Source organism: Metabacillus sediminilitoris, from assembly GCF_009720625.1.
Taxonomy (GTDB): Bacteria; Bacillota; Bacilli; order Bacillales; family Bacillaceae; genus Metabacillus; species Metabacillus sediminilitoris.
On sequence record NZ_CP046266.1, the window covers coordinates 5,054,034 to 5,068,699 of the forward strand.

14 protein-coding genes are annotated in these 14,666 nt (G+C 37.6%); all 14 read right to left on the reverse strand.

The window, feature by feature from the left end; all coding sequences use genetic code 11:
• Positions 1–100: 100 nt before the first annotated feature.
• The 14 genes from prfB to flaG all read right to left on the reverse strand — a co-directional run bounded on the left by prfB (position 101) and on the right by flaG (position 13,990).
• A protein-coding gene (gene prfB, locus GMB29_RS24385; protein WP_136352352.1) for a peptide chain release factor 2 occupies positions 101–1,202 on the reverse strand; the annotation gives its coding sequence in 2 pieces (ribosomal slippage) (positions 101–1,129 and positions 1,131–1,202; 1,101 coding nt in all).
• A gap of 184 nt (positions 1,203–1,386) precedes the next feature.
• Positions 1,387–3,900, reverse strand: coding sequence for a preprotein translocase subunit SecA (gene secA, locus GMB29_RS24390; protein ID WP_136352351.1), 2,514 nt, complete (start codon positions 3,898–3,900; stop codon positions 1,387–1,389).
• Positions 3,901–4,162: 262 nt separating this feature from the next.
• On the reverse strand, positions 4,163–5,101 hold the full coding sequence (gene rbsB, locus GMB29_RS24395; RefSeq protein ID WP_136352350.1) for a ribose ABC transporter substrate-binding protein RbsB: 939 nt from the start codon (positions 5,099–5,101) through the stop codon (positions 4,163–4,165).
• A 32-nt stretch (positions 5,102–5,133) separates the two neighbouring features.
• Positions 5,134–6,075 carry an ABC transporter permease gene (locus GMB29_RS24400; protein WP_136352349.1) on the reverse strand — a complete coding sequence of 314 codons (942 nt, stop codon included), beginning with the start codon at positions 6,073–6,075 and terminating at the stop codon, positions 5,134–5,136.
• On the reverse strand, positions 6,075–7,574 hold the full coding sequence (locus tag GMB29_RS24405; protein WP_136352348.1) for a sugar ABC transporter ATP-binding protein: 1,500 nt from the start codon (positions 7,572–7,574) through the stop codon (positions 6,075–6,077). The genes GMB29_RS24400 and GMB29_RS24405 overlap by 1 nt, the downstream gene beginning before the upstream one ends.
• Positions 7,571–7,969 carry a D-ribose pyranase gene (gene rbsD / locus GMB29_RS24410; RefSeq protein WP_136352347.1) on the reverse strand — a complete coding sequence of 133 codons (399 nt, stop codon included), beginning with the start codon at positions 7,967–7,969 and terminating at the stop codon, positions 7,571–7,573. Before rbsD ends, GMB29_RS24405 begins: the two co-directional genes overlap by 4 nt.
• Positions 7,970–7,975: 6 nt before the next feature.
• Positions 7,976–8,875: a ribokinase gene (gene rbsK / locus GMB29_RS24415; RefSeq protein ID WP_136352346.1), complete on the reverse strand. Its 900-nt coding sequence runs from the start codon at positions 8,873–8,875 to the stop codon at positions 7,976–7,978.
• Positions 8,876–8,880: 5 nt separating this feature from the next.
• A complete protein-coding gene (locus tag GMB29_RS24420; protein WP_136352345.1) occupies positions 8,881–9,867 on the reverse strand; it encodes a LacI family DNA-binding transcriptional regulator in 987 nt (328 codons plus the stop codon).
• A gap of 157 nt (positions 9,868–10,024) precedes the next feature.
• Positions 10,025–10,576 (reverse strand): ribosome hibernation-promoting factor, HPF/YfiA family, encoded by a 552-nt coding sequence (gene hpf, locus GMB29_RS24425; protein ID WP_136352344.1) that lies wholly within the window; start codon positions 10,574–10,576, stop codon positions 10,025–10,027.
• 344 nt (positions 10,577–10,920) lie between these two features.
• Entirely contained in the window at positions 10,921–11,310 is a 390-nt protein-coding gene (locus GMB29_RS24430) for a DUF8042 domain-containing protein (RefSeq protein WP_136352343.1), read from the reverse strand.
• Positions 11,311–11,320: 10 nt separating this feature from the next.
• The gene (locus tag GMB29_RS24435) at positions 11,321–11,674 is read right to left on the reverse strand and encodes a flagellar protein FliT (protein WP_136352342.1); all 354 of its coding nucleotides are present in this window, start codon (positions 11,672–11,674) and stop codon (positions 11,321–11,323) included.
• Positions 11,674–12,075, reverse strand: coding sequence for a flagellar export chaperone FliS (gene fliS / locus GMB29_RS24440; RefSeq protein WP_136352341.1), 402 nt, complete (start codon positions 12,073–12,075; stop codon positions 11,674–11,676). The genes GMB29_RS24435 and fliS overlap by 1 nt, the downstream gene beginning before the upstream one ends.
• Positions 12,076–12,093: 18 nt before the next feature.
• Positions 12,094–13,620 (reverse strand): flagellar hook-associated protein 2, encoded by a 1,527-nt coding sequence (locus GMB29_RS24445; RefSeq protein ID WP_136352340.1) that lies wholly within the window; start codon positions 13,618–13,620, stop codon positions 12,094–12,096.
• Positions 13,621–13,633: 13 nt separating this feature from the next.
• On the reverse strand, positions 13,634–13,990 hold the full coding sequence (gene flaG, locus GMB29_RS24450; RefSeq protein WP_136352339.1) for a flagellar protein FlaG: 357 nt from the start codon (positions 13,988–13,990) through the stop codon (positions 13,634–13,636).
• Between the last annotated feature and the right edge of the window lie 676 nt (positions 13,991–14,666).

Here is a 14,666-nt window from a genome sequence, read left to right on the forward strand (position 1 = left end):
TATTTATGAGTAGTGTTTGCTAGAAGGATAAAAAAATCCATTAAGACTTTTACAACAAAAAACAACCAGGCTGCAGATGCAAACCTGGTTGTTTTCGATATTAGGATAATTTTGAACGTAAAAACGCATCAATAAATGGATCTAGCTCGCCATCCATAACAGCATGCACGTTTCCAATTTCTGTGTTTGTACGGTGGTCTTTTACCATTGAATATGGGTGGAAGACGTATGAACGAATTTGGCTTCCCCAACCGATGTCTTTTTGCTCGCCGCGGATTTCTGCAAGCTCTGCTTCCTGCTCTTCAATTTTCTTTTGATAAAGCTTCGCTTGAAGCATTTTCATCGCACGTTCACGGTTTTTAATTTGTGAACGCTCTGTTTGGCATGTCACAACAACATTTGTTGGAAGATGTGTAATCCGGACCGCTGAGTCAGTTGTATTAATATGCTGACCACCAGCACCGCTTGCACGGTACGTATCAACTTTTAAATCTTCCGTCCGAATCTCAATTTCAATTTCTTCATTAAATTCTGGCATAACTTCACAAGAAACGAATGATGTATGACGACGACCTGATGAATCAAATGGTGAAATACGTACTAAACGATGGACACCTTTTTCAGCTTTCAAATAGCCGTAAGCGTTATGTCCTTTAATAAGCAATGTCACACTTTTGATCCCAGCTTCATCACCTGGTAAATAATCAAGTGTTTCAACCTTGAAGCCCTTTTTCTCTGCCCAGCGTGTGTACATACGAAGCAGCATTGAACCCCAGTCCTGTGACTCGGTACCGCCAGCACCTGGATGCAGCTCTAAGATCGCATTATTTTTATCATGCTGTTCACTTAAAAGAAGCTGAAGTTCGAAATCATTTAACTTACTTACCAAATCCGTGATTTCCGAAACAAGTTCCTCTTGTAAATCTGCGTCTTCCTCTTCCTTCACAAGCTCATATGTTAATTGCAAATTCTCATAAGACTCGTTTAACTCATGAAATTGGTCGACCATTTCCTTTAACGCATTTGTTTCATTAATAACAGCTTGTGCCGCATTTTGGTTATCCCAAAAATCAGGTGCAGTCATTTGCCCTTCAAGCTGCTGAATTCGCGCTTCTTTGATATCGAGGTCAAAGAGACCCCCTAAAGTCCGCTAAACGTTTAGCTGTATTTTCAAGTTCATGTCGAATTTCTACTAATTCCATTACAGTCACCTCGGGGTTAATTTATTAGTTATTTTGGATATTTGTTTGTTGCGAATGATTAGAGGTTCTCACATTGAGAAAGTAAGGTGAGAGGTCAAATACAACAATTTTAGAGAGAGATGTTCCCATCTCTCTCATTTTAGTCATTTATATATTATATCCTTTTGTTGATGATGAAAGCTACTTATTGTTGTCCACAACAGTTTTTGTACTTTTTACCACTGCCGCAAATACAAGCCTCATTACGACCAATTTCAACTACTTTACGAGTTGGTTTTTTCTTTGGTTTTTCATCGCCTTCTTTTGGGTGGACAGCCGTTTGGCCTTTTGCTACTTCTTGACGCTCAAGGTTATTGCGGATTTGTGCTTTCATGATGTACTTCGCTACATCTTCCTCAATCGAAGCAATCATATTTTCAAACATCGCAAAGCCTTCCATTTGGTATTCACGTAACGGATCATTTTGACCATATGCACGTAAATGAATACCTTGACGAAGCTGATCCATGGCATCGATGTGATCCATCCATTTTGAATCAACAGCACGAAGAAGAATAACTTTTTCAAACTCGCGCATTTGTTCTTCACCGAAATCTGCTTCTTTTTCGTCATAAATCGCAAGAGCTTTCTTATAGATGAGCTCAGTCATTTCTTCAGGAACTTTTCCACGAAGCTCGTCGATTGAAAGCTCACCTTCTTGAAGGATGTTTCCATTCATATAATCTATGATTCCATCCAAGTTCCAGTTTTCCTCATCCTCAGCAAGTGATGCATGTGTATTGACAACACGCTCAATTGTTGATTGCACCATTTTCTCCACAATCTCACGAAGATTTTCAGAATCAAGAACTTCAAAACGTTGTTTATAAATAACCTCACGCTGCTGACGCAGGACATCATCATATTGAAGAAGCTGCTTACGTGCGTCAAAGTTATTACCCTCAACACGTTTTTGTGCGGATTCAACAGCACGGGAAACGATTTTACTTTGAATTGGCTGTGTATCGTCCATACCAAGACGATCCATCATATTTATCATATTTTCAGAACCGAAGCGGCGCATAAGCTCATCTTCCATTGAAAGATAGAATTGCGTCACACCAGGGTCCCCTTGACGGCCTGAACGTCCGCGAAGCTGGTTGTCAATACGGCGTGATTCATGACGCTCTGTACCGATAACAGCTAACCCGCCTAGTTCGCGAACACCTTCGCCAAGCTTGATATCTGTCCCACGTCCAGCCATATTTGTTGCAATCGTCACGGCACCACGGTGACCGGCATGTTCAATAATCTCTGCTTCCTTCTCATGGTTTTTCGCATTCAGCACATGATGCGGCACACCTTTTTTCTTTAAAAGCTGTGAGATTAATTCAGATGTTTCTACAGCAACTGTCCCAACTAAGACAGGTTGACCAAGATCATAACGCTGTGAGACATCCTCGACAACAGCACGGAATTTCCCTTCCATTGAACGATAAACAAGATCTGCTTTATCATCACGAGCAATCGGTCTGTTCGTTGGAATTGCCACAACCTGCATATTGTAAATGTTGCGGAACTCTTCTTCCTCTGTTTTTGCTGTACCTGTCATACCAGATAGCTTCTTATACATACGGAAGTAGTTTTGGAATGTAATTGTCGCTAATGTCATGCTTTCATTTTGAATTTCCAAGCCTTCTTTTGCTTCAATCGCTTGGTGAAGTCCATCACTATAGCGGCGTCCCTTCATCAAACGTCCTGTGAAGGAATCGACAATCACTACTTTCTCTTCTTCCACCACATAGTCAACATCCTTTTGCATCACAAACTGCGCTTTTAATGCCTGGTTAATATGGTGATTTAAATTCACATGATTAATATCAAACAGATTTTCAATGCCAAACGCTTTTTCAGCCTTTGTGATTCCGTCCTCTGTCAGCTGAACAGCTTTTGATTTCACATCATACGTAAAATCTTCTTCCTGCGTTAACTGACGTACAAATCCATTCGCTTGAATATAAAGCTTTGTCGATTTTGCAGCTTGTCCAGAAATGATCAGCGGTGTTCTCGCTTCATCGACTAAAATCGAGTCAACCTCATCGATAACGGCAAAGTTAAGCGGACGCTGCACCATCTGTTCACGATAAAGAACCATATTGTCACGCAAGTAATCAAAACCAAGCTCATTATTTGTTGAATATGTTACATCTGCTGCATATGCTTCACGCTTCTCATCTTTGTTCAGTGAATTTAAGTTAAGTCCAACAGTGAGGCCAAGGAATTCAAACAATTGACCCATTTCATGTGCATCACGGCTTGCTAAGTATTCATTGACTGTCACAATATGAACACCTTCACCAGAAAGCGCGTTTAAATAAACAGGCATTGTTGAAGTTAACGTTTTCCCTTCACCTGTTTTCATCTCAGAAATATTCCCTTCGTGTAAGGAAATACCACCCATTAACTGGACTTTATATGGATACATTCCCAAGACACGCTTTGCTGCTTCACGTACAACAGCAAATGCTTCTATTAATAGATCATCAAGCGTTTCACCATTTGCTATACGACCTTTAAATTCTTCTGTTTTTGCCTTAAGTTCTTCATCAGATAAACTGCCAATTTGACTGCTTAACGCATCAATTTGATTCGCCATTTTTTCATAACGATTTAAGGCACGTTTATTAAAATCAAACACCTTATTTAAAATTCCAAGCATTTAATACGCTCCTCTGTGTATAGAGTGAAATCATAATTTACATTTTTTGATTATTAAACATCCTTTATTTTAGCATTATTTTAGGTGGGGGACAACCTAGGCTTAGAGGCAGGCACCATACAAAACGGCTATTGCGGATTATCTTCCCACTTAACATGATGTTGAAATTGCTTTTTACTTCACCCCACCTTCAAATAAGAGGTTCCGTCCTTTTCTTTACACAAAAGAGAGAGCCTCACACAAAGGCTCTCTCAATCATCACTTATTTTACTAATTCAAGCTCAACAGGGATAAATTCTTCTACTGTTTCTCCATTTGCTACTTGAATAGCTGTGTCCACACCTTGCTGACCAATAATAGCTGGCTTTTGCGCCACTGTTGCTGATAGTCTGCCGTCTTCAACTGCTTTTACCGCATCTTCCGTTGCATCAAATCCTACGATAATAACATCTGATAATCCTGCTGCTTCAACCGCTTGAAGCGCTCCTAAAGCCATTTCATCATTATGTGCGAATACTGCTTGAATGTCTTTATTTCCCTGAAGGATGTTCTCCATAACTGTTAAACCTTTTGCACGGTCAAAGTCTGCTGTTTGTTTTGCAGCAACTTCAACTGTATCGATTGCATCAACTGATTGATGGAAACCTTCTCCTCTTTCACGAGCTGCAGATGATCCTGGGATTCCTTCAATTTCTACTACTTTCCCTTTATTTCCAAGCTGTTCTAAGATGAAATCGCCTGCCATTTTTCCTCCAGCCACGTTATCTGAAGCGATATGTGCAACAACCTCGCCACCTTCTGCACTACGATCTAACGTAATAACTGGAACGTCTGCACTGTTTGCAGATTCAATTGCAGCTGATACTGCTGCAGAATCCGTTGGATTAACTAGTAAAACATCAACACCTTGTTGAATTAAATCCTCGATATCACTAACTTGTTTTGCTGAATCGTTTTGAGCATCAGCAACTACGATTTCAATTCCTTTTGCCTTTGCTTGTTCTTCAGCACCTTCTTTTAATGTGACAAAGAATGGATTATTTAGTGTTGAGATGGAAAGACCCACTTTCACGTCTCCTTCTTTTTTTGCTCCTTCTGAAGAACCTTCTTCAGACGAAGAACCTGGCGGCTTAGTTGAACAACCTACTAATAAAACCATTGCTAGTGCGAAAAATAATAACCCTTTTAACATGTTTTTCATGGTAAATCCCCCTTGTTTCATTTATGTTTTTTTTACGCGGATTTTTTACGGTCAAGCAATACGGCTAGTAAGATAACACCTCCTTTAACAACTTGCTGATAAAAGGAGCTCACATTCATAATATTTAAACCATTGTTAAGGACACCAATGATTAATGCCCCAATTAATGTTCCAAAAATCCAGCCGCGTCCGCCAGATAAGCTAGTTCCACCTAGAACAACAGCTGCAATGGCATCAAGCTCATATGAAGCACCTGCTGTTGGTTGAGCAGAATTTAAACGTGAAGAAAGAATGATACCAGCTAATGCTGATAATAACCCTGTTAGCGAGTATATCCATACTTTCACTCGATTTGCACGAATTCCTGATAAAATTGCTGCTTCTTCATTTCCTCCAATTGCGTATACTTTACGTCCAAACGTTGTCTTTTTTAATATGAAGTAAAGAATCCCATATGTGACAAGCATCCAAATAACCGGTACAGGGATCCAGCCAACATACCCTTTTCCCATTAGGACAAATAACTCACTGCTTGATAAGCCTGTAATTGGACGACCCTCTGAATATACGAGTGTAAGTCCACGGAAGACCGTCATCGTTGCAAGTGTTGCAATAAACGGCGCAACCTTACCTTTTGTGATGATAAACCCATTGATTGCACCCATGATGGCACCAGCAATTAAACCGATTAAAATAGCTAGAATCGGATCCATCCCACTTGCTAACATACTTGCTGTAACAGCTGATGATAAGGCTAAAATTGAACCGACTGACAAATCGATTCCACCTGTTAAAATAACAAAGGTCATTCCAAAAGCGATAAGTGCATTAATTGATACTTGTCTAAGAACATTCAAGATATTATCAACTGTCATAAAATTCGGGCTTACAATTGATAGAGTGATTATAATGATAATTAAACCGACAAACGGTCCTAATTTTTGCAGGTTAGTTGAAACCGTTTTTGATTTCATTATTCGTTCCCCCCTGTTGCTGCTTGCATAATTTTTTCTTGGTTCGCCTCTGCTCTTGAGAGAATAGCCGAAACCTTTCCTTCATGAATGACGAGGATTCGATCACTCATCCCTAAAATTTCAGGAAGCTCGGAAGATACCATGATGATTGCGACACCTTGCTCGGTGAGTTGATTCATAATCTGGTAAATTTCCTTTTTTGCTCCTACATCAACACCACGTGTTGGCTCATCTAAAATTAATATTTTCGGCTCAATGCCAAGCCATTTACCAATCACAATTTTTTGTTGATTTCCCCCACTCAATGATTTAACAGCTAAATCACGACTTGCCGTTTTTACATGAAGTTTTTGAATTAAGTCATCAACAAAAGATTCTTCCTGCTTAGTTGAAATCAAGCTATTTGTTGAAATCTTTGTTAAGTTCGTTAGCGAAAAGTTTTCACGAACAGATAAATCTAACACTAACCCTTCACTCTTGCGATCCTCAGTAACAAAGCCTATTCCTTTTTTAATCGCATCGAATGGTGATTTAATAGAGACAACTTGCCCATCGATCATCATTGTTCCATTCTGCTTATGACGATGGCCGAAAATAGCTTCCATTATCTCGGTTCTTCCCGCTCCCATCAAACCTGCCACACCTAAAATCTCGCCTTGTTTAACAGAAAAGCTTATGTTTTCGAACTTCCCTTTACATGAAAAGTTCTCAATCTTTAATCGTTCAGGACCTAGAGTTGTATTTCTTTCAGGAAAACGGTCACCTAATTGGCGGCCAACCATCATTTTGACGATTTCATCAAAATTTGTTGTTGGAATATCCTTTGTCCCAATGAATTGTCCATCACGAAGCACGGAAATTCGATCACAAATTTGAAAAATTTCCTCCATACGATGTGAGATATAAACAATCCCTACACCTTTCTTTCTTAATGAATTAATAACAACAAACAGAGCCTCTATTTCTCGATCAGTTAATGCTGCAGTCGGTTCATCCATAATGAGAATCTCAGCATTTGCCGCAATTGCTCTTGCTATTTCAATCATTTGCTGCTGACCAACAGACAGCTCACCAGCTTCAATGTCAGGATCAATATCAACACCTAAACGATTTAAATATTTTTTCGTTTTTTGCTGCATCTCCTTATGCTTAACGATCCCTAACTTTCCATATGTTAATTCTTTTCCTAGAAACATATTATCTGTAACAGATAGATATGGAATGATATTCAATTCTTGATGAATAACAGCGATACCAGCATTCTCTGCTTCTTTCGCGTTTTTAAAGTGAACTTCTTCGCCTTTAATGTAAACGCTTCCTGAATCACGCTCGTAAATCCCTGTTAATATTTTCATGAGTGTAGATTTTCCAGCGCCGTTCTCCCCCATTAACGCATGAACTTCACCTGGCATAATCTCAAACTCCACATTTTCTAGTACTCTATTACCCGAAAACGCTTTCGAAATTCCTTTCATTTGCGCTAAAGGTGTTTGGCTCATTTAAAAATCACTCCTGCATGTAGAATGATATTAGCATATGGTGTCGTCTCCCCTGTACGTATGACTGCTTTTGCTTTTTTCGTAAGCTCTTTGAATTTTTCATGTGATACATATTCAGAGTCCGCGTCACCTAGTAAACCTAATGTTTCCTCTAGAATGGACGTATTTTGCTCTTTTATTTCTTCTGCAAGTGTAACTTTTTCAACAACCATATCCTCTAAAATAACCTGCAGAGTATCTATGAAACTTGGATCACCTTGTTTTAGAGCTAGATCAATTCGAAGAGTTTCATCTGGTATTGGCAGGCCGCAGTCACCGATAACAATTGTATCTGTATGACCAAGCCGTGATAGTATTTCTGATATATGACTATTAAGTATTCCTTGTTTTTTCAAAATCTGTCATCCTCTCTGTGCTGAAAGAAATGCCTCTACTTCTTGTATTGTCGGCATACCTGATTGTGCTCCTAGCTTTGTTACCGATAAGGCGCCAACCGCATTTGCAAATTGACAAGCATCCTCTAAAGATGCCCCATTACTAAGTGAAACAGCTAAAGCTCCATTAAATGAATCCCCTGCCCCAGTTGTATCGATTGCCTCTACCTTAAATCCTGATATTAGCTTTTCTTCGTTTTTATAGATGGTAACACCTTTAGAACCCTGTGTTACAATACACTTAGTCTTTATTTGCTCCAGCTCTTCATCTATAAGGTCATTAGCTGACAGCAATAGCTGTTGTTCATGTTCATTTGGTGTTAAATAATCGACTTGCTGTAATAGCTCCTTAGGTAATGGTTGAATCGGAGCTGGATTTAAGATGACTGTTTTATGATGCTTTTTTGCTAGATTAACGGCTTCTATGACACTTTCAAGTGGAATTTCAAGTTGTAAAAGCACGACATCACTTTCTTCAATAATATGCTCGTGTTCTTTAACAACTTCAGGTGTCACTTCATAATTAGCACCTGGAACAACGATAATGCTATTATCTCCATCTGATAGAGTAATAGATGCAATACCAGTCGACGAATGTGTAACCGGTTTCACATTGTCGATCATAATACCTTGTTTCCCTAAATGCTCAGTCAATTCTTTTCCAAAAGCATCCTCTCCAACACAGCCAATAAGTGTCACATCAGCCCCTAACCTTGCTGCTGCAACAGCTTGGTTTGCTCCTTTTCCACCTGGAATCGTAAAAAAGGAATCACCCATAACCGTTTCACCAACCTTAGGAATGATCGATGACTTTGTCACGATATCCATATTTATACTACCGATCACGGTAATCTTTTGACTCTTCATTTTGTTCACCTCATTTGTTTCGTTGTCTGGCCTACACTTAACGTAACTTTTAATTCATGGTTATACGTATCAATTGGTTTCCCGTCAATTAAATCTAATAAAAGTTCTGCTGCCTTGTAACCAATCTGATAAATAGGCTGCGCAATCGTTGTGATTTCAGGATTCGTTAATTTAGCGAGATTAATTCCATCAAAGCCAATAACCGATAAATCTTCTGGCACTCTTTTACCGAGAGCTAACGCTGCTTTAACCACACTTACTGCCATGTAATCATTACCAGCAAAGATTCCATCAATATCCGGATGTTTTTTTAATAATTGCTTCGTTACCTCTGTCGTTGTTGTAAAGTTAAAATTACCATTTACAACTAAATCTTCATTAAACAAATGTTTGTTTTGAAGCTCTAACCTATATCCTTGAAAACGTTGTTCTGCATTAAGAAGATTTTCAGGCCCTCGTATATGTGCAATCTTCTGACACCCAGTTGATTGTAAATATCGAACCGCCTTTCTTGCACCTTCTACATTATCAACAGAAACGTAAGGAATGTCTTTATCAATAAAACGGTCAACCGCTACAATTGGAATTCCATTTTTCTCAATATGCTTTGGCGTTAGTGTACTTGTAACAATGATGACACCATCCACATATTTTTGCTTCATCACTTCAAAATATTTATTTTCTTTTTCTTCTTGATCATCTGAATTACATAGAATCAGTGTATATTCCTTACTACTCATAACATCCTCAATCGCCCGAGCAACCTCTGGAAAAAAGGGATTCGTTATATTCGGAACAATCAATGCGATCGTTTTAGACTGTTTTTTAAATAAGCTTCGCGCAACAGCATTTGGTCTATAATCTAATTTTTTTATTGCATCTAACACCTTTTTACGCGTATCTTCATTTACATACCCACTACTATTTAACACCCTTGAAACAGTTGCAACAGATACTTCTGCTTCTTGTGCTACATCTTTTATTGTTCTCAACTGTTCCACCTCAAGCATAATGTGTAACCGGTTACAGATAGGCCTTTAAAAAAGATTTACAATATGTAACCCGTTACACACATTGTAATCGCTGTCTTTTATTTTGTCAAATCATTTTTTCTATAAATAAAACAGCGCCTAAAAGGCGCTGTTTTATTTATACATGAGGCTCAATTAAGCCGTATTTTCCATCTTTTCGCTTATACACAACATTTGTATTATTTGTTTTAGAATCCGTATAGACAAAGAAGTTGTGTCCTAACATGTCCATCTGCAGGATCGCTTCCTCGCTGTCCATTGGCTTTAAATCAAAGCGCTTTGTACGGACAACCTCTTGGTCTTCCTCTTCAATTGGTCCATCCTCATCTGTTTGGATGTTGCTGAACACAAACTTTGGTGCACCTTGCTCACGAAACTTGCGATTGACTTTTGTTTTATGCTTGCGAATTTGGCGTTCTAATTTATTTACGACAAGATCGATCGCTGCATACATGTCCTGATTGGATTCTTCCGCACGCAACACCAGATCTGTCATCGGAATCGTTACTTCTATTTTAGACTCTTGATCATTATAAAATTTTAGGTTCACATTGACATTTGCGTCAACGGAATTTTCAAAATATCGTTCAAGCTTACCAATTTTCTTCTCTGTATACTCTCGTAATGCTGGAGTTATTTCAATGTTTTCCCCTCTGACGTTATATCTCATGATTGAATTCCTCCTTTTTGTATAGAGCAAGACTTCCTTCAGTAAGAGTTTTCATAAGCCTCTACTGATGGGTTAGCTAAACTTATCTGACATTGCAGGCCATTATCCTCCACATTTATTACTTTGAATGACTCCAACTTCTAAGGTGTGGTGTTAATGTCCATGAATGTGGGATAAGCTATGTCTACTATTTCTATATACCCCTCCTTGTTTCCTGCATAAACGTAAATTCAGCGTGAAAAAATTGTGAATTTTATTTCTTTTATGTAAATTTCCCTTACGGTGTAATAGTATATGGCAGAGATTTCAAGAATATGAAAAAAAACTCGCTTGAGTGGCGAGTTTTAATGTGCGATATATGGCTGCAGCTTCGATTGGATTTTTTCCTTCCAAGCCAAATAAACAGGGGCTAATTGATTTCTTACAAACGCTTGATGTCTGTCAGGAGTTAAGTAAATGGTTGATTCATCATCTAACGTTAAAATCACTTGATCAAATGTTTTCACATCCTGAACAAGGTCACTTTCTTCTTCAGTAAGTAGGGATAGCAACATGTCGTTCGATGAATCAACATGATAAAAAGCTACTAAAATATCCTTAAAAACCTGATCGGCATCCGTAAGATCCAAATTTGTAAAGCTATCAATCACATAATCGAAGCCTTCCTCAATCGTATTTAAGAGATTATAGTAAAAATGGAGAAATTCAAATTGATCATTCGTTAATGACCCCATCATGCTTCACCTATTTTCTTTTATCGTAAAACATACCATCTGTTGCCGAAACATGTTGGTACGGATTCACATACTGCTGATTGGATGACTTCGTTTTTTTCAATTGGATCATATCCTGCTGAATATGCTGCTTGATCTCAACGAATTTAGTTGTAATCACTTCATTCCAATCGGCAATTTGCTGAAACAGTTGCTTTTCTTCTGCAGCAAAAGGTGGATGAACCTGTGTTAGGAGCTGTTCCCGCATCTCTAACAGTGAGGTGATTTGTTGAATGCATTCATCACGATTATCCTTTGTGACTTGTTGAGACACTAGTTGAAAAAGCTGTTCTGTCACTTCGTATACCTTTGAGATGGCGCTCACTATGCTTGTCCACCTTGACGATGCTGTTGCTGGCGGTTGATTTGAATAACCTGCTTCCATGTATCACGGAATTCAATGACAAGTCCTTCTACTTCTTTTAGGATAGAGCCGTCGTTTTTGACGTTTGCTTCTGTTAAGCGGTGGTTGATGTATTCATACATAACAGCCATATTTTTTGAGATTTCTAGATCCATATTGAGTGTGACCATGAGTTCTAGAATGATTTTTTGAGCTTTTTGGATGTTTGTGTTTTTGTCTTCGATTTTTTTATTATCAATTGCAAGAGATGCTTGTTTGATGAATTTCAGGCAGCCGTTGTAAAGCATTAATGTGACTTCACCCGGTGAGGCGGTTGTGACTGCGTTTTGCTGGTAGGCTGCGTATGGGTTGTTGATTGCCATGGTTTTCGCTCCTTTTTATTACGATGAGAATTGTGACATGAGATAGCTCATTTGTGAGTTTGATTGCTGTATTGCTTTTTCCATTGCTGTAAATTGTCGCCAGTAGCGGTCTTCGACTTGGGTAAGGCGATCTTCGAAGCGGTCGATTTGGTTTTCGATAGAGTTTAAGTTTCTTCCTAGTGTATATTGATTATTTACTTTTAAAGAATTCCCAGCTTTTTCTTCTATATTACTAATCGTATCTTTGATCGTCTCACGGAGTCTTTTCGCGATCCCAGTTGTCTCTTCTGTACCTCCATCTGCATTAAATAATTGGTAGATGGCTGAAGGATTTTCTTGAATTTTTTCACGTAATTTTGTTTCGTCGATTATTAATTTTCCTTTATCTAAATAATTAGAAGAGGTTTTTATTCCGATTTCAGCTAATTGTTGAAATCCTACAGGATTTGTTGAATTTTTTACAGGGGCATAAAAATCCATTCTCATACTGTTTAATCCGCTTGAAAGAATCGAATCATTTTTCAATAAACCACTTTTTGCTTTTTCTTCCCAAAGCTCAATGGTTTTGTCTTCCATATCACTTTTTTGCTCATCTGTTAGTGGTTGATAGTCACGATAGCGTTCTTCTGATAGTTTTCCATTAATTTTATCGATGACTTCATTGTATTTATTTACAAATTTAACGACTGAATCTAGGATGCTATCGACATCTGTTGAGGAAGAGATTGACACTGATGAACTTGTGACACCCTTTGCAGTATATTCAATTCCATTTAAGGTAAAAGTATTTGAGCTTTTTTGCATTTCATAACCATTTACTTTGATGGTTGCGTCTACACCATTTTGATCTGCAACTAACGTTTTCCCTGTAGCGCCACCCCAGGTGAATCCTAAACTGCTCATAAATGTTTGTGTGGCTGTTTCAGAAGCAGCATCTCGATCATCTAAGGCAATTTCAACTCCTGCTCCTGTTTTATTATTGGTAAAAACAATTGTATCTTTATATTCAGTGTCAGAGATTTTGATTTTTTCCTTCATCGCTGTGACACCGAGGGTAGAAGAATTTATTTTACTTATAACATTGTCAATTGAATCTGAAGCTGATAATTTAATAGATGAATAACGATATTCTGTTGCACCAGGGTCTTTCACTTTAAACTTCAACTCAATATCTTGTGCGGTATAATTGATATTTCCAGATGTTTTCCATGTGGATGAATTAGCTAAGCTTAGTACATCAATTGTTGAAGAGATATTTGTTTGTGCATTAATTGCTTTTGCCGAAACCTTCGAATCATCTGAACTGGAGACAGATTTTTTCAAGAAAGTGGCTTCTCTTCCGATGCTATTATCATTGATAAAAAGCATATCATCTAACTCTTTTAACAGCTTATTCATATCTCTGTAATCATCACGTTGCCATTCTACTGTCTGCTTCTTTTGTGTTAATTTATCAAGTGGTATACGCTCTGCTTTCATTAAATCAGATACAATCGTATCAATATCCATTCCACTAGCAAGTCCGCCTATTCTTATTCCTGCCATTTTACCTGCCCTCCTAGATTTTTTTATCAACGATCAACCCAACGAAGTCTGTCATTGCCGCATAAATGTCTAACCATTTTTTCGAAGGAATTTCTCTGACTACCTCGTTTGTGTTATTATCAACAATTGTGACATAGTATTCGTTTAATTTTTCGTGAAGTTCAAATTTAATATGCGTATTTGATGGTTCTAATACTTTGTTAATCCCCTCGATTACCCGTTCCATTTCTTGTTTTGATGGAGGAGATTGTTTATCTTGAATAGCTTGTTTATCATTTATATTTGCTTCTTTACTTTCTATTTGGCCATTTGTTCTAGTTGTATCAAAGGTGTGAAGTGCTGGCTGTGAAGATAGATTTTCTACCGACATTGAAAACACTCCTATTAATTTTATCTATCTTTATATCGGTTGCTTTTTTGTAAAGTTTAATATGAAGAAAAAATTAAACTGATTTAGATGTATTGAATATGGAGTATTCTTTAAATAAGGGGGAAGATGAAAAAAAAATTCGGTTAGGTATCAATCCGGATATGCACCAAACTGTTCGCTGAGCATTGCTTCATTCTTTTTTTGATTTTCTAAAATGGTATTATTGATCTCCTTAATCAGTTCACCTGAACTATCATTATCCCATTCTTTTATAGAGGATTTCTTCTGTATTTATATTATATAGTTAAAGTTTTTTATTCTTTACGAATTAGTTAGTAGCATTTTCGTAAAAATAGAAAAGTTCCAATAGGATTTACCCTATTGGAACTTTACCTTCTTAAACATCCATTAAAATTGGTGTTTCACAAATAATACAACTTCCAATTTAAACATTCATGATAAAAATTCACCGTATAGGTCCGTTTATCTTATTTCCGAAAGTAACTCTTTTACTTTCTTACATTTAAAACCCTTTCATGCAGATACTTCATTTTAATAATTCTTGACCTTCTCACTGTTTTCCACAGCGAGCACTTCAAATTCGTTAAGAAGAGATGTACCTTATTAATTAGTTATATCTCATTAATAAAGATGCTTAAATTTAATTTAACTAATC

Excerpts from the sequence above, each read along its gene's own strand:
- secA (WP_136352351.1), bottom strand. The coding sequence starts at position 3,900 with ATGCTTGGAATTTTAAATAAGGTGTTTGATTTTAATAAACGTGCCTTA.
- rbsB (WP_136352350.1), bottom strand. The coding sequence starts at position 5,101 with ATGAAAAACATGTTAAAAGGGTTATTATTTTTCGCACTAGCAATGGTT.
- GMB29_RS24400 (WP_136352349.1), bottom strand. The coding sequence starts at position 6,075 with ATGAAATCAAAAACGGTTTCAACTAACCTGCAAAAATTAGGACCGTTT.
- GMB29_RS24405 (WP_136352348.1), bottom strand. The coding sequence starts at position 7,574 with ATGAGCCAAACACCTTTAGCGCAAATGAAAGGAATTTCGAAAGCGTTT.
- rbsK (WP_136352346.1), bottom strand. The coding sequence starts at position 8,875 with ATGAAGAGTCAAAAGATTACCGTGATCGGTAGTATAAATATGGATATC.
- hpf (WP_136352344.1), bottom strand. The coding sequence starts at position 10,576 with ATGAGATATAACGTCAGAGGGGAAAACATTGAAATAACTCCAGCATTA.
- GMB29_RS24430 (WP_136352343.1), bottom strand. The coding sequence starts at position 11,310 with ATGGGGTCATTAACGAATGATCAATTTGAATTTCTCCATTTTTACTAT.
- fliS (WP_136352341.1), bottom strand. The coding sequence starts at position 12,075 with ATGGCAATCAACAACCCATACGCAGCCTACCAGCAAAACGCAGTCACA.
- GMB29_RS24445 (WP_136352340.1), bottom strand. The coding sequence starts at position 13,620 with ATGGCAGGAATAAGAATAGGCGGACTTGCTAGTGGAATGGATATTGAT.
- flaG (WP_136352339.1), bottom strand. The coding sequence starts at position 13,990 with ATGTCGGTAGAAAATCTATCTTCACAGCCAGCACTTCACACCTTTGAT.